Genomic DNA, 12,768 nt, shown 5'->3' with positions numbered 1-12,768 from the left:
GTCGGCGCGTTGTTGCAGAGCCTGCAACATCGTGCCGACTCGGCCTCTTCAGGTGACCGACTCAGGCGGCCCAGATCGAGGAGGCCCACTCCGGGTGGTCGATGAAGGGGTTGCGGTTGCCCTGGAAGTCGGCGTGGATGACGTCGTTGCGCCGCATCTCGAAGGCGCTCGGCGGGTCCTGCGCGTTCCACTGCAGCAGCACCGAGAGGCGGCCGTGGCCGGGAGCGGTGCCGTTGGAGACCGCGTCGTTGACCTCGAGGTCGGGGAAGCCGTCGCCGCCCTCGTAGCGGACCGACATGTAGAAGATCATCCGCGCCACGTCGCCCTTGACCGCGTCGCGCGGCTCCCAGGAGTTGCTGTCGGCGTAGTTGCCCGGCGCCTCGGCGTTCTGCGTGCCGCCCTCGTCGAAGTCGAGGTTGCCGCGGGCGGAGTTGACCGTGACGTCCTCGGGACGCAGGTGGTGCAGGTCGGTGCCCGGGCCGGTGGCGGTGCCGAAGTCGCCGTGGGACTTGGCCCAGACGTGCTCGCGGTTCCACTGGTCGACGCCGCCGCCGTTGGCGTTCTCGGAGATGCTGTCGCCGGTGTAGAGCTCGATGACGTTGGCCGAGTTGGCGGGGTCCTGGTCGGTCTCGCGCAGCGCGGCCCAGACCTGGTCGTAGCTCAGCCGGGTCACCCCGGAGGAGATGATCGCGTGCAGCGAGGACTCCAGCGCCGCACCCGACTTGCCCATCGCGGGCGCCCAGTAGGTGCTGTCGTAGTCGCCGGTGCCACCGGTCGGCGGATCGGTGCCGGGGTCGGTCGCACCGGCCATCGCGAAGGCGGTCGGTGAGGTGAGGCCCGGTCGGGAGAAGTACGCCGAGAGCGCGCCGGTGACGTCGATGCGCTTGCCCATCAGCGAGGGGTTGGACCTCAGCCCCCAGGCCGAGCGGAAGGCGCTCGGGACCTGCACGTAGAGCATCTGGGTGGTGTCGGTGACCCCCGCCGTGTCGGCCAGCGCCAGCGCGTAGTCGTTGGGGAAGCCGCTGGTGACCACGGTGGTCGACGCGGTCGGCTGGCCCACGACGTAGCCGCGCACGGTGGCGGTCGAGCCGTTCTGGGTGGCCCGTGCGGCGGCCACCGTGATCGGGGTCGCCGCCTGGGCGGAGTCGACCACGCCGGCCGGCGCGACGGGCGCGAGGGGCAGCAGCGAGAGGAGGAGGACGGACAGGACCTGGGCCGTGCGACGACGGCGCACCCCGAGAAGGAAGCTCACCCCACGACTCAAGCGGAGCGCGAGACCTCGCGTCTAGGCGGGATAACCCTTGCCTGCGGGACCTGCACGGCCCGCAGCGGCGCGTGCGGGACCAGCCCCAGCGACTGCTCGACCACCCCGAGGAAGCGGTCGGCGTCGCGGACCAGGTCGTCGGCCTCGCGCTCGCTGACCGCCCGGGTGGAGCCGGCCTCGGCAGCGGCCCGCTTGGCGGCGCCGGCAGCGAAGAACGTCGCCCACTCCCCCAGCTCGGGCGCGACCTCAGCGAGCAGGACCCAGGCGTTCTTCTGCGGACGACGCCGCGCCGGGGCCGGGCGCGCCCGGGCTGCGAGCAGGGCGGCGGCAGCACGGAGCGCGGCGACGTGGGCGAAGGCGTAGCGCGAGGGCACGTCGGTGGCGGCGATCGCGTCGCTGAGCGACTCCGCCGAGCGGGCGAGGTAGGAGTGGGTGGTCGCCGGGAGGGCGTAGGGGTTGAGCTGCTCGGCCATCAGTCCACGCACCCGACGAGCTGCCAGTGACCATCACTCCAGTCGAGCGAGAGGTCGAAGACCCCCGAGCGGTCGGCGGGCGACCCGCTCGCTCCCCCGTCATGGCCGTCGAGGTCGACGAGACCACGGCCGGCCTCGACGCGCCACAGCTCGCGCTCGGCCATCAGGTCACCGATCGGCACCACCCCGGCGGGCAGGTCGCGCCCGCCGGGCTCGCCCGTCGGCGCGCCCGCCGGCGCGCCCGTCGGCGCGTCGGAGCCGATGACGGCACGCACCTGCGCGCCCTGCCACCAGGGCCCGGTCTCGACCCAGTGCGCGAGCACCGTGCGGACCTTCCACAGCCGGCCGCGCCACAGGAACTGCTCGGGACCGTCCCCGCCCTGGCGGACCTCCACCGGATCGTCGTAGCGCCTCATGCCGTCCTCCTCGCACCGGGACCCCAGGGCCGGCGGGGACGGGGGTCGAGGTCGTCCCCGCCGGCGGGTGTTCGAACGCGTGTTCGAACACCTTCAAGGTACACCGCACCACCGACAGTGCGTCAAGAGCACGATGTCGGGGGTTCTCGGGACTCAGGGCCCCCGACACCTCCACCGGGGATCGAGGGCCGAAGCCGAGAGCTGGGTCGTGTGCCTCACGCAGCGGTGAGACATGCTCTCGGGCACACGACCCGACAGCTGTGCACCGGGACCCTCCGGCCCCGCACCCTCAGACCTGGGCCGGCTCCTGCTCGTCGCGCATGAACGCGTGGGTGTCGCGGTGCACCAGGAGGTAGAGGATCGCGGCGTTGAGCGGCAGCGAGGCGACCGAGCACACGACGAACAGGGTCGGCGGCGAGGTGCGCAGGGCCGCCAACGTGGAGATCACGATGATGGCGACCAGGGCGAACATCGACCAACGCGCCCAGTTGTAGCCGCCGCGCAGGAAGGGCAGCAGCACCAGCATCAGCCCGGCGTAGACGACGTAGAGGACGACAGCGACCGGGACGAACGCCGGCGCCTGGATCGAGCTGTCGCTGGGGTGGCCCACCGACCAGGCCCGGATCAGCGCGTCGCGCTCCACGGCGGTCAGGACCGTCACGACCGCCCCGAGGGCGACCAGCCCGAGCAGGAGACGGACCGCGAGCACCAGCGATCGCGGTTGCTGGATCATGGGAAACCTGTTCTCTCTGCTCCGGATCGGGACACTAGGGTCGCACCATGACGACCGAGCACCCCGGCATCACCCGCTTCCGAGACGAGCACACCCGTCTGGGCGGGGTCGGGGACGTGGTCATTCTGCCTGACGCGGTCCACACCGCCGCACTCGCCGCGGAGGCCCTGGGCTGCGAGGTCGGTGCGATCGCCAACAGCCTGCTCTTCGACGCGGGTGGCACCCCGGTGCTGATCCTCACCTCGGGCGCCCACCGGGTCGACACCGCCGCGGTCGCCGGGCGCATCGGCGTCGACTCGCTCGAGCGGGCCTCGCCCGACTTCGTGCGCGAGCACACGGGGCAGGTGATCGGCGGGGTCTCCCCCATCGCCCACCCGGCGCCCGTCCCGACCTACCTCGACACCTGGCTGCGCCGCTACGACGTCGTCTGGGCGGCCGCCGGCCACCCGGCCGCGGTCTTCTCCACGACGTACGACGAGCTGGTCGCGCTCACCGGCGCGCGCGAGGTCGACGTCGAGTCGTGATCGGTGCCCGCGCATGCGAACCCCGCACGGACCGCGGCGCGTAGTAGGGGTGTCCCCCACCCGAGGACGGAACCCCCGACGACACCCCCGACGGAGCACCCGATGCGACGTACCGACCGCGAGCAGGAGTTCTCGGACTTCTTCCTCGCCCGCGGCCCCGCCCTGCGACGGACCGCCTACCTGATCGTCCGCGACTGGCACACCGCCGAGGACCTCACCCAGCAGGCGTTCGTCAAGCTCTACTCCGCCTGGCCGCGCGTGCGACGTGACTCGGCCGAGGCCTACGCCCGCAAGGTCGTGGTCAACCAGTGCCTCAGCCACCTGCGACGCCACCGGCCCGAGGCACCGACCGAGCACCTGCCCGACCGGACCGGACCGGTCGACCCCGCCCAGCAGGACAGCCCTCTCGACCTCGGCGCCGCCCTGGCGCTGCTGGCCCCGCGGCAGCGCGCGATCGTCGCGCTGCGCTTCCTCGACGACCTCCCGGTCTCCGAGGTCGCCGCGGCCCTCGGCATCGCCGAAGGCACGGTCAAGAGCCAGACCTCGCGGGCCCTCGACACCCTGCGCACTCACCTTCCCGATCTCGTCCTCACCGAGGAGTCCCGATGAGCGAGCACGACCTCACCACCCTCGTCCGTGACCACGTGCGCTCCGACGAGCCACCCTTCACCCTCACCCCCGACGAGGCGATCAGCCGCGGTCGTCGCGCGACGCGCACCCGGCGGCTGGTCGCCGGCGGCGCCACCCTCGCCGTGCTCGCCGCCGTCGGCGCGGTCGTCGGCCCCCCGTTCCTCGGCAGCGACTCCCCGCGCGGGGAGTCCACGGCGATCGACCCGGCGACGTCGGCCTTCCTGGCCGACTACGACGCCTCGCAGATGCCGCGGGTCCTCGAGGAGGAGTCGCGGGCCGTCCTGGAGCGCAGCGTCGACGACCTCGGGCCGGCGACCTTCAAGGCCGGCGACAACCAGGGCGCTGCGCTGCCCGAGAAGTGGTGGGACCGGGCCAGCGGCATGTCGGTGTCCTACGGCGACGACTCCGAGCACCGCTTCTCGGTGGACCTGGCCCATGCACGGGGGCTCGCCGAGGGCGGCGAGCGCTACTGGTGCGAGGACGGCCTCGCCGACGGCTCCTACCTCGAGTGCACCGTCGACGTGCGTGACGACGGTGCCGTCGTCATCACCAACCTCTGGGCCCTGCGCCCCTTCCAGGGGGGCAGCGACTTCATGGTCGTCTTCTCCGACGACCTCGACGCCATGTCCCCCGATCAGCTGTGGTTCGAGCAACGGGTCAAGGTCATCAAGTCGGAGACCTTCGTGACCTTCGTGACCGAGACCCTCAAGGCACCCTCGCTCGAGGCCGCGCGAGCCAACTTCGAGGTGCCTGCGGCCGACCTGGCCGAGCTCGGCACCGACCCGCAGGTCGTGATCCCGGCCCCCGAGCCCGACCCGGTCAGCGGATGCCCCGGCTTCGTCCTGCCCGACTCGGGCGTCACCTGCGGCACGACTGACCCGTCACCCTCCTCGGAGGGCTAGGCACGGCCTAGTCTCCGGGGATGGAGTCCCTCCCCCTCGCCTTCTCCAGCGGCTGGGCCAGCGGCGTCAACGCCTACCTCGTGGTCCTGGTGCTCGGCATCGCCGAGCGCGTCGGGGACACCTCCGGGATCCCCGACGTGCTGGGGCGGTGGGACGTGCTGGCGATCGCCGGCTTCCTCTACGCGATGGAGTTCGTCGCCGACAAGATCCCCTACGTCGACTCGGCCTGGGACGTCGTCTCCACCCTCGTGCGGCCGACAGCCGGCGCGGTCATCGGGGTGCTCCTCGCCGGCGACGCCGACTCGCTGGCCCAGGCCGTCAACGGCGTCGTCGGTGGCGGCACGGCGCTGGCCTCGCACCTGGTCAAGGCCGGGAGCCGGCTGGCGATCAACTCCTCGCCCGAGCCGGTCAGCAACGTGGTCGCCAGCATCACCGAGGACGTCGTGGTGCTCGGCCTGGTGTGGTTCGCGATCGAGCACCCGCAGCCGGCCGCCGCGATCGCCGGCGTCCTGCTCGCCGTGGGGCTGGTCGTGCTCCACCTCGCGGCCCGGCTCGTACGACGAGGCTGGCGGCGGCTCCGCACCACACGGGTCGCAGGTCCCGGCGCACTGGCCTAGCGTCCTGCGCATGGATCTCTCGCACGCCTCGATCCGCGCCGCCGTCACCGCTCGCCTGGCCGCGCCCCTCGCCGGGCGACCCGTCGTCGTCGGCCCCACGGTGCTGGCCGGCGCCACCTCCACCGTCGAGGCCCTGCGGGACCTGGGCTGCCCGGTCCTGGTCGTCGCCACGGCCCGCGGCGCCGGCCCGGTGCCCGACGACCCGGAGGTCACCGTCGTCGAGATCGTGCCACCCGACGTCGTCTCGATCACCGACGAGCTGCGGCTGCTCGACCGGATGGCCCGAGAGCTGCCTCCAGGTGCACGGGCCGCGGTCGAGGCGTTCGACCCCGACCGGCGCGGGCTCTGGTGGTGCGGCCCCTTCGTCACGACCGACGAGCCGATCGACGGCCGGCCCGTGGTCTTCGGGCGTCCCGCCGCGTTCGTCGCGCTCGAGGACAAGATGCTCTCCGACGCCCTCTGGGCGGGCGCCGGCGTCGACCACCCGTCGTACGCCATCGTCGACAACGACCCCCACGCCCTCGCCGCCGCCACCGCCGCGCTCGCCGGCCCGCAGGGCGTGGTGTGGTCGGGCGACGCGCGCGACGGCTTCAACGGCGCCGGCAACTACGTGCGGTGGGTCGTCGACGAGCGCGACCAGGCCAGCGCCCTTGCCTTCTTCCGACCCCGGTGCGACCGCGTGCGGGTCCAGCGGTTCCTCGAGGGCGTGCCGTGCTCGATCCACGGCTTCGTCCTGCCCGACGGCACCGCGGCGTTCCGGCCGGTCGAGATCGCCACGCTGCGTGACGTGGATCGGCGGCGCTTCGTCTTCGGCGGTGTCGGCACGACGTGGGACCCGCCACCGGCCGACCGCGAGGCCATGCGCGACGTCGTACGACGGGTGGGCGCGCACCTCGCCTCGGCCCACGGCTATCGCGGCGCCTTCGGGATCGACGGGGTGCTGACGGACGGCGGCTTCCTGCCGACCGAGCTCAACCCGCGGATGTCGGCGGGGGCGACGACCGTGGCGGACGTCGACCGGTGGTTCTTCCTGCTGCTCCAGGCGACCCTGCTGGCCGGTCTCGACCCCGGCATCGGGGTGAGCGACCTCGAGACCCTGCTGCCAGTCATGGACGCCGAGCGGGCCGGCAAGGCGAGCGCGCTGTCCGAGGGGTCGGTCAAGGTGGGGCGCGACGTCTCCTTCCCGGTGCGGTGGGACGGGCACGACTTCACCAGAGCCGACGCCGAGACCGGTGACCTGCTGGTCGCCGGCGACACCGCGGCCGGTTTCTTCACCAAGGTGGAGCCCTGTGCCTCGCTGGTGCGCGGGACCCGGCTGGGTGACATGACGGCGGGCCTGATGCGCTTCGCCGACCGCGAGTGGGGCTCCGACTTCGGTGCCGTGGAGGCCGCCCCGGACGTGCGCCGCTGACGGCCTGGCCAGGCCAGTAGGTTGACCCCATGGCGCAGGTGGTGGTGGTCGGTGGCGGATTCGGCGGGCTGGCGTCGGCGGCGCGTCTTGCCAAGCTCGGCCACGAGGTGACGCTCCTGGAGCGCTCCGCGCACCTCGGCGGCGCGATGACCTCGGTCAGCCAGGACGGCTTCACCTGGGACGCCGGCCCCACCTCGACGCTGCTGCCCGCGGTGATCCGCGACCTCTTCCGCAAGTCCGGCCGGCCGGTCGAGAAGGAGGTCGAGCTGGTGGCGCTCGACCTGGTGCGCGAGCACCGCTTCGAGGACCGCTCGGTCCTCCGACTGCCCGGCGGCACCCGCGGCGCCCAGCTGGCGGCGTTCGAGGAGCTCGGCACGGGGCTGGGCCAGGTGTGGGTCGACTACGTCGAGAGCTTCAGCGAGGACTGGGAGGTGCTGCGTCGCGGCTACGCCGAGGTGCCGTGGGACCCGTCGTCGCTGTCGCCGGAGGCCGCCAAGGCGCTGAGCAAGCGCCTGGACAGCCGCGAGACGCTGCACAAGCGGCTGCGCCGGTCCTTCCGCGACGAGCGGCTGGCGCTGGTCGCCGGGCACCCGTTCGTCGCCGAGGGCCACGACCTGCGCAACGTGCCCGCCTGGGCCGGGCTGCGTGCCTACCTCGAGCAGCGCTTCGACGCCTGGACCGTCCCCGGCGGCATGGCCGGTCTCACCGTCGCGCTCGAGCAACGCCTGGCGACCCGCCGCGTGACCGTCCTCAAGGACACCCCCGTGCTCGACCTGGTCCTGCGCGAGGGCCGGGTCGCCGCGGTCGCCACCGCGATGGGCGAGATCGCCGCCGACGTCGTCGTCGTGGCCGTCGACCCGCGCCGGCTGCCCGCCCTCGCGTCGTACGTCGAGCGCACGATGCCGGCCATCCCCCCGGTCATCACGCACCTCGGCCTCGAGGGCGACCTGCCCGACCTCCCGCACGAGGTGGTGCTCCACGGTGACCCGCTGCTGATCCTGCGCACCGGTGGCCAGGCGCCTGACGGCGGTGCCGCGTGGACCCTCCAGGGCCGCGGTCGGCTCGCCGAGGACATGCTCCGCGCGCTCGCCCGGCACAAGATCGACGTGCGCGGCAACGTCGTCACGCGCCTCGACCTGTCGCCACGTGACCTCGTCGACACCTGGGGCGGCTCCCCCATGGGCGTGCTCTGGCAGGGCCGCTCCACGGTCCGGCACCGGCTCGGCCCCACGACGCCGGTCCCGGGGGTCTACGCCGCAGGCGCCCACGCCGCCCCCGGCACGGGCCTGCCGTTCGTCGGTCTCTCGGCCTCGCTGGTCGCCCAGGCGGTCGGCCCGGCCTGACTCCGCCGAGTCGGCGCGATGGTGCACGGCGGGCTCGGTGCCTGGGGTCGTGTGCCGGAGGCTGCGCCAGGGCGCGGCCTGGGGCCCACGACTCGGCGCGTGGTCGACCGAGGGTGCACAGGGGGGTCGGGTCGTGTGCTTCCGACCGCGCTGCACCGCTGCCTGCGGCACACGACTGCACGCTCGGCCTCAGCGGACCGCCGAGCCACCACCCGGGTGCAGCCTGACCGCCGACAGGTCAGCAACGCCCGAGTCGGCGCGATGGTGCGGCAACATCGCGCCGACTCGGCGTCAGGTGACCGACCAGGTGACGGTGAGCGACTGGGAGACCGTGCTCTCGCCGGGCTCGAAGGAGACGTCGCGCTTGGCCATCGCCCCGATGCCGATCTCCGCCGGAGCAGCCGCAGCACCACCCTCGACCACGGCCTGCACCTCCCCCAGCCGGACGCCGGCGAGGCCCGCGAGGTGGGAGGCCCGGGCGAGCGCATCGGCGTACGCCACCTCGCGGGCGCCGACCTCGGCCGCCGCGCCGTCGGCGACCTCCAACGTCACGCCGTCGACCTGGAGCCGGTCGCCCACCTGCGCCGCCAGCTCGGTGACGAGCGTGCCGGCAACGGACAGGTCGGGGCAGAGGATCGTGTAGCCCTGGCGGGCCTGGAAGCCCGCGGGGCGGCCCTGGTGGTCGTGGGCCGGCCACACGGTGAGGTCGCGCGAGGAGACCCGGGCCGCGTCGACGTGCCGTCGAGCGACGGCCACGACGGCCTCGCCCGCGGACGACGCCCCGGCGAGCGCCTCGGCGAGCGTGGCGCCCTGGTGGGCGGCGCCGACCCGGAGGACGGCGGTGTCGGGGACGACCTGGGTGCTGCCGTGGCCGACGACGGTGATGGTGCGCATGCCGACGACGCTACGCCCCGGCCAGCAGCGACGAGCGGGCTCAGACGGTGATCTTGAGGGCCTGGAAGATCTCGCGCGTCGCCTTGGAGCGGTTGAGCGTGTAGAAGTGCAGGCCCGGAGCGCCGGCCTCGAGCAGCTCCTCGCAGAGCTCGGCGGCCAGGGCGATGCCCTCGGCGCGCATGGCCACCGGGTCGCCGTCGTGGACGCTGATCCGCTCGACGACCTCGGCTGGCACGTCGGTGCCGATGAGCTCGCCCTGACGGCGGATCGCGTTGAGGTTCAGGATCGGCATGATGCCCGGCAGGATCGGCATGTCGACGCCGCGGGCGCGCACGCGCTCGACCAGGCCGACGTAGTCGGAGGCGCGGAAGAACATCTGCGTCACGGCGAACTCCGCGCCCGCTCGGGCCTTCGCGACGAGGACGTCGGCGTCGTGGTCGAGCGACTCGGCCGAGGGATGACCCTCGGGGAAGGCCGCCACCCCGATGCGGAAGTCGCCGCGGTCGTGCGCCATCTCGACCAGCTCGGTGGCGTAGTCGAGGCCGCCCGGCGTCGGGGTCCACGCAGCGCGCGGTCCCTCCTGCGGGTCGCCGCGCAGCGCCATCACGTGGTGCACGCCGGCATCGACGTAGGAGTCGAGGATCCGGTCGAGCTCCTCGCGGGTGTGGCCCACGCAGGTCAGGTGGGCCATCGGGGTCATCGACGTCTCGCGAGCGATCCGGCTGGTGATGCGGATCGTGGAGTCCCGGTTGGACCCTCCGGCGCCGTAGGTCACGGAGACGAAGGTCGGCTCGTAGGGCTCCAGCTCGCTGATCGCCTGCCACAGCTGGGCCTCGCCGGCCTCGTCGCGCGGCGGGAAGAACTCGAACGAGAAGGACCGCTGGCCCTCGCCGATGAGCTCGGCCATGCTGCGTCCGCGACTCGGTGTCATGGGACAAGCGTAGGGAGGGCGTGGGTGGCCGACCCAATCCTGACCACGCCGTGGGCGGCCTCGGGCCGACTGCTCTCGGGCCGGCTACTAGGGTCGGGGGCGTGGTGAGCGACGCGACGACCTGGGACGGCTCGGCCTTCCGCACCGCGGTGCAGTCAGCCCTCGACGACTTCCTCGACGTCCAGGCCGGTCGGCTCACCCCGCTCGGTCCCGACGCCGAGCGACTCATCACCGAGGCCCGCCGCGCGGTCTCCGGCGGCAAGCGCTTCCGGGCGTCCTTCTGCTACTGGGGCTACCGCGCCTTCCAGCCCGAGGTCGAGGACGAGGCGGCCCTGGCGCGGGCCTGCGCCGCGCTGGAGATGCTGCACGCCAGCGCCCTGGTGCACGACGACTTCATGGACGCCTCCGACACCCGTCGCGGCCGGCCCGCGACCCACCGCGCCTTCGAGGCCGAGCACCGCGCCGACGGCTGGCGCGGCGACGCCGGGCAGTACGGCGCCGCGGCCGCCATCCTCCTCGGCGACCTCCTGCTGAGCTGGTCCGAGGAGCTCCTGCGCCGCTGCGGTCTGCCTGCCGAGCGGATCTCCCCCGCCCTCGAGGTCTTCGACGCGTGCCGCTCGGAGGTGATCGCCGGGCAGTTCCTCGACGTGTCCGTCCAGGCCCGCGGTCGCGCCGACGTCGAGACGGCCATGACCGTGCTGCGCTACAAGTCGGCCAAGTACTCCATCGAGCGGCCCCTCCACATCGGCGCCGCCCTCGCCGGCGCCGACGCCGAGGCGCTGGCGCGCCTCTCGTCCTTCGGACTGCCGCTCGGCGAGGCCTTCCAGCTGCGCGACGACCTGCTCGGCGTCTACGGCGACCCCGCGACCACCGGCAAGCCCGCCGGCGACGACCTCGTCGAGGGCAAGCGCACCGTGCTCGTCGCGCTCGCGCTCGACGCCGCCGGCGACCTCGAGGCCGCCCTGCTCGACCGCTCGCTCGGCACCCGGCTCAGCCCGGCCGAGGTCGAGCGGCTGCGCTCGATCATCGACGACAGCGGCGCCCACGCCCAGGTCGAGGAGGTCATCGCCGAGCTGGAGCGCCTCGCCGTGGCCGGCCTAGACCAGGCCGGCGTCGACGACCACGCCGCCGTCGTCCTGCGGCAGCTCGCGTCCGCCGCGACACAGCGCGTCGTCTGACCGCGTGCGAGCGGTGGGTCGTGTGCCTCACGCCGCTCTGCACCGCGCTCTGCGGCACACGACCCGCGACGTCGGCCTGCGCCCCAGGGGGAACTACAGCTGGTCGAGCTCGGGCAGGTCCAGGTCCAGGTCCGGCCCGGCGCCGGTCAGCAGCACGCTGAAGGCGGCCGCAGCACGGCGACCGGCCCGTGACCGCAGGATCTCGAGCACGACGGCGAAGGTGGCCTCGTCGGTGAGCGCGAAGGCACCCCAGCCCTCCCACACGAGCACCGTCGGGTCGCTCAGGTCGTCGAGGCAGTCGGCGAGCGCGTCGAGGTTTCGGCCGTAGTGCGGCGGGAAGCCGAGCGCCTCACCGAGCCCGTCGAGCACCTCCACCCTGGTCTCCCTCGTCCAGCCGTCGAGGTGCGCCCAGCGCCAGCCGGCCTGCTCGACGGTCGGCCGCAGCCCCCCGACGTCGTACGACGGGTTGAGGCGGTGGACGCCCGGCGCCCGGAGGCCGTCGAGCACGGCCTCGAGCCCGCTCACCGGTCGTCCAGGAGCACCCGGTCGAAGGAGTCGTAGTGATCGTCGGTGAAGTAGAGCTCGTCGACGTCGCCGGCGACGATCCGCAGGGCGCCGCGGTTGCGCGAGCAGTCGTCGATCACGGTGAACTCCGCGTAGTAGCCGCGCTCGCGCTCGGGCAGGATCCCCTCGTAGTTGCTGAACGTCGAGCCGTCCTTGTCGCACACGAACGGCCCGCCCTGCTCGATGTCCTCGACCACGTCCTGCGCGACGGCGGGCAGGTCCTCGAGCTCGACCCATGCCAAGCCGCTCTCGGGGTCGAGGTCGCCCGACTCCGGCCCACCGTCCGGCCCACCGTCCGGCCCCCCGTCCGGCCCCCCGCCCGGCCCACCGTCCGGCAGGGACGACGGCGTGCCGGACACCGCCGGCGCCGAGGACGGACCCGGAGCCTGCTCGGTGTCGTCGAGGAAGAAGAACGCGAGCGCGACGACGACCGTGAGGACGACGGTCCCCACGGTGCGCAGGGTGGTGCGGCTGAGGGTCACGGAGTCGTCGGTGAGCAGCCGTCAGAAGGCCATGGCCTGGGCGCGACGCTTGACCTCGGTGCCGCGGTTCTCGCGCAGCGCGTCGATCGGGCTTCCCGGCAGGTCCTGGTCGAGGAAGAGCCAGGCGATGATCTCGCGGTCGTCGTACTTGTTGTCGTGCATCAGCGTCAGCAGCCCGGGCAGTCCCTTGACCGGGAAGCCGTCCTGGATGAACGCTGCCGGCACCTGCTGGCCCTGGCCGGGAGCGGGGACGGCGGCGGCCAGCTCGTGGTCGCGGATCATCGTGCGGACCTTGGCCACGGTCACGTCGAGCAGGGTGGCGGTCTCGGCCCAGTCGAGCCAGTCGGGGACCAGCGCCGCGAGGTCGTGGTCGGCCAGTCGGGGTTCACTCATGCCCCCATGGTTC

General features: G+C 73.4%; 16 protein-coding genes. 7 read left to right on the top strand and 9 right to left on the bottom strand.

From position 1 onward, the window contains the following. Positions 1–61 precede the first annotated feature (61 nt). The 4 genes from RMN98_RS17385 to RMN98_RS17370 form a co-directional block, all read right to left on the bottom strand. Positions 62–1,252 carry an endonuclease gene (locus RMN98_RS17385; RefSeq protein ID WP_309650075.1) on the bottom strand — a complete coding sequence of 397 codons (1,191 nt, stop codon included), beginning with the start codon at positions 1,250–1,252 and terminating at the stop codon, positions 62–64. 8 nt (positions 1,253–1,260) lie between these two features. Beyond that, positions 1,261–1,737: an SAV_6107 family HEPN domain-containing protein gene (locus RMN98_RS17380; protein WP_309650074.1), complete on the bottom strand. Its 477-nt coding sequence runs from the start codon at positions 1,735–1,737 to the stop codon at positions 1,261–1,263. Beyond that, positions 1,737–2,153 (bottom strand): DUF6504 family protein, encoded by a 417-nt coding sequence (locus RMN98_RS17375; protein ID WP_309650073.1) that lies wholly within the window; start codon positions 2,151–2,153, stop codon positions 1,737–1,739. Before RMN98_RS17375 ends, RMN98_RS17380 begins: the two co-directional genes overlap by 1 nt. A gap of 289 nt (positions 2,154–2,442) precedes the next feature. Next, positions 2,443–2,886, bottom strand: coding sequence for a hypothetical protein (locus RMN98_RS17370; protein WP_309650072.1), 444 nt, complete (start codon positions 2,884–2,886; stop codon positions 2,443–2,445). Between the two features lie 47 nt (positions 2,887–2,933). Between RMN98_RS17370 and RMN98_RS17365 the strand changes: the two genes are divergently transcribed. The 6 genes from RMN98_RS17365 to RMN98_RS17340 all read left to right on the top strand — a co-directional run bounded on the left by RMN98_RS17365 (position 2,934) and on the right by RMN98_RS17340 (position 8,313). Then, complete coding sequence (locus RMN98_RS17365) at positions 2,934–3,410, top strand: YbaK/EbsC family protein (RefSeq protein ID WP_309650071.1); 477 nt, start codon at positions 2,934–2,936, stop codon at positions 3,408–3,410. 102 nt (positions 3,411–3,512) lie between these two features. Beyond that, on the top strand, positions 3,513–4,019 hold the full coding sequence (locus RMN98_RS17360; protein ID WP_309650070.1) for a SigE family RNA polymerase sigma factor: 507 nt from the start codon (positions 3,513–3,515) through the stop codon (positions 4,017–4,019). Further along, on the top strand, positions 4,016–4,942 hold the full coding sequence (locus RMN98_RS17355; RefSeq protein ID WP_309650069.1) for a hypothetical protein: 927 nt from the start codon (positions 4,016–4,018) through the stop codon (positions 4,940–4,942). Before RMN98_RS17360 ends, RMN98_RS17355 begins: the two co-directional genes overlap by 4 nt. A 20-nt stretch (positions 4,943–4,962) precedes the next feature. After that, complete coding sequence (locus tag RMN98_RS17350) at positions 4,963–5,559, top strand: DUF4126 domain-containing protein (protein ID WP_309650068.1); 597 nt, start codon at positions 4,963–4,965, stop codon at positions 5,557–5,559. Positions 5,560–5,569: 10 nt separating this feature from the next. Further along, the gene (locus tag RMN98_RS17345; RefSeq protein WP_309650067.1) at positions 5,570–6,970 is read left to right on the top strand and encodes a hypothetical protein; all 1,401 of its coding nucleotides are present in this window, start codon (positions 5,570–5,572) and stop codon (positions 6,968–6,970) included. 29 nt (positions 6,971–6,999) lie between these two features. Continuing rightward, the gene (locus RMN98_RS17340) at positions 7,000–8,313 is read left to right on the top strand and encodes an FAD-dependent oxidoreductase (protein WP_309650066.1); all 1,314 of its coding nucleotides are present in this window, start codon (positions 7,000–7,002) and stop codon (positions 8,311–8,313) included. A 291-nt stretch (positions 8,314–8,604) separates the two neighbouring features. Here the strand turns inward: RMN98_RS17340 and RMN98_RS17335 are convergent, their stop codons facing one another. Both RMN98_RS17335 and metF read right to left on the bottom strand, forming a co-directional pair. Next, the gene (locus tag RMN98_RS17335) at positions 8,605–9,207 is read right to left on the bottom strand and encodes an SIMPL domain-containing protein (RefSeq protein ID WP_309650065.1); all 603 of its coding nucleotides are present in this window, start codon (positions 9,205–9,207) and stop codon (positions 8,605–8,607) included. A 40-nt stretch (positions 9,208–9,247) separates the two neighbouring features. Continuing rightward, complete coding sequence (gene metF, locus RMN98_RS17330) at positions 9,248–10,138, bottom strand: methylenetetrahydrofolate reductase [NAD(P)H] (protein ID WP_309650064.1); 891 nt, start codon at positions 10,136–10,138, stop codon at positions 9,248–9,250. A 101-nt stretch (positions 10,139–10,239) separates the two neighbouring features. Between metF and RMN98_RS17325 the strand changes: the two genes are divergently transcribed. Continuing rightward, positions 10,240–11,316, top strand: a complete 1,077-nt coding sequence (locus RMN98_RS17325; RefSeq protein WP_309650063.1) for a polyprenyl synthetase family protein — start codon at positions 10,240–10,242, stop codon at positions 11,314–11,316. Between the two features lie 93 nt (positions 11,317–11,409). Here RMN98_RS17325 and RMN98_RS17320 read toward each other — a convergent pair whose 3' ends face one another. Genes RMN98_RS17320 through RMN98_RS17310 form a run of 3 tightly spaced genes read right to left on the bottom strand, consistent with a single transcriptional unit; the run spans position 11,410 to position 12,755 of the window. Further along, complete coding sequence (locus RMN98_RS17320) at positions 11,410–11,841, bottom strand: barstar family protein (protein ID WP_309650062.1); 432 nt, start codon at positions 11,839–11,841, stop codon at positions 11,410–11,412. Continuing rightward, positions 11,838–12,362, bottom strand: a complete 525-nt coding sequence (locus RMN98_RS17315) for a ribonuclease domain-containing protein (protein ID WP_309650061.1) — start codon at positions 12,360–12,362, stop codon at positions 11,838–11,840. The genes RMN98_RS17320 and RMN98_RS17315 overlap by 4 nt, the downstream gene beginning before the upstream one ends. Positions 12,363–12,383: 21 nt before the next feature. Next, positions 12,384–12,755 (bottom strand): Rv2175c family DNA-binding protein, encoded by a 372-nt coding sequence (locus RMN98_RS17310; protein ID WP_309650060.1) that lies wholly within the window; start codon positions 12,753–12,755, stop codon positions 12,384–12,386. Positions 12,756–12,768 lie beyond the last annotated feature (13 nt).

Origin of the sequence: Nocardioides sp. (assembly GCF_031397825.1) — a bacterium.
In the GTDB taxonomy this organism is placed as follows: domain Bacteria; phylum Actinomycetota; class Actinomycetes; order Propionibacteriales; family Nocardioidaceae; genus Nocardioides.
The sequence above is the reverse complement of the archived record's forward strand: the minus strand, read 5'-3'. Positions and strand labels throughout refer to the sequence as shown.

Excerpts from the sequence above, each read along its gene's own strand:
- RMN98_RS17380 (WP_309650074.1), bottom strand. The coding sequence starts at position 1,737 with ATGGCCGAGCAGCTCAACCCCTACGCCCTCCCGGCGACCACCCACTCC.
- RMN98_RS17375 (WP_309650073.1), bottom strand. The coding sequence starts at position 2,153 with ATGAGGCGCTACGACGATCCGGTGGAGGTCCGCCAGGGCGGGGACGGT.
- RMN98_RS17370 (WP_309650072.1), bottom strand. The coding sequence starts at position 2,886 with ATGATCCAGCAACCGCGATCGCTGGTGCTCGCGGTCCGTCTCCTGCTC.
- RMN98_RS17365 (WP_309650071.1), top strand. The coding sequence starts at position 2,934 with ATGACGACCGAGCACCCCGGCATCACCCGCTTCCGAGACGAGCACACC.
- RMN98_RS17360 (WP_309650070.1), top strand. The coding sequence starts at position 3,513 with ATGCGACGTACCGACCGCGAGCAGGAGTTCTCGGACTTCTTCCTCGCC.
- RMN98_RS17355 (WP_309650069.1), top strand. The coding sequence starts at position 4,016 with ATGAGCGAGCACGACCTCACCACCCTCGTCCGTGACCACGTGCGCTCC.
- RMN98_RS17350 (WP_309650068.1), top strand. The coding sequence starts at position 4,963 with ATGGAGTCCCTCCCCCTCGCCTTCTCCAGCGGCTGGGCCAGCGGCGTC.
- RMN98_RS17345 (WP_309650067.1), top strand. The coding sequence starts at position 5,570 with ATGGATCTCTCGCACGCCTCGATCCGCGCCGCCGTCACCGCTCGCCTG.
- RMN98_RS17340 (WP_309650066.1), top strand. The coding sequence starts at position 7,000 with ATGGCGCAGGTGGTGGTGGTCGGTGGCGGATTCGGCGGGCTGGCGTCG.
- RMN98_RS17335 (WP_309650065.1), bottom strand. The coding sequence starts at position 9,207 with ATGCGCACCATCACCGTCGTCGGCCACGGCAGCACCCAGGTCGTCCCC.
- metF (WP_309650064.1), bottom strand. The coding sequence starts at position 10,138 with ATGACACCGAGTCGCGGACGCAGCATGGCCGAGCTCATCGGCGAGGGC.
- RMN98_RS17310 (WP_309650060.1), bottom strand. The coding sequence starts at position 12,755 with ATGAGTGAACCCCGACTGGCCGACCACGACCTCGCGGCGCTGGTCCCC.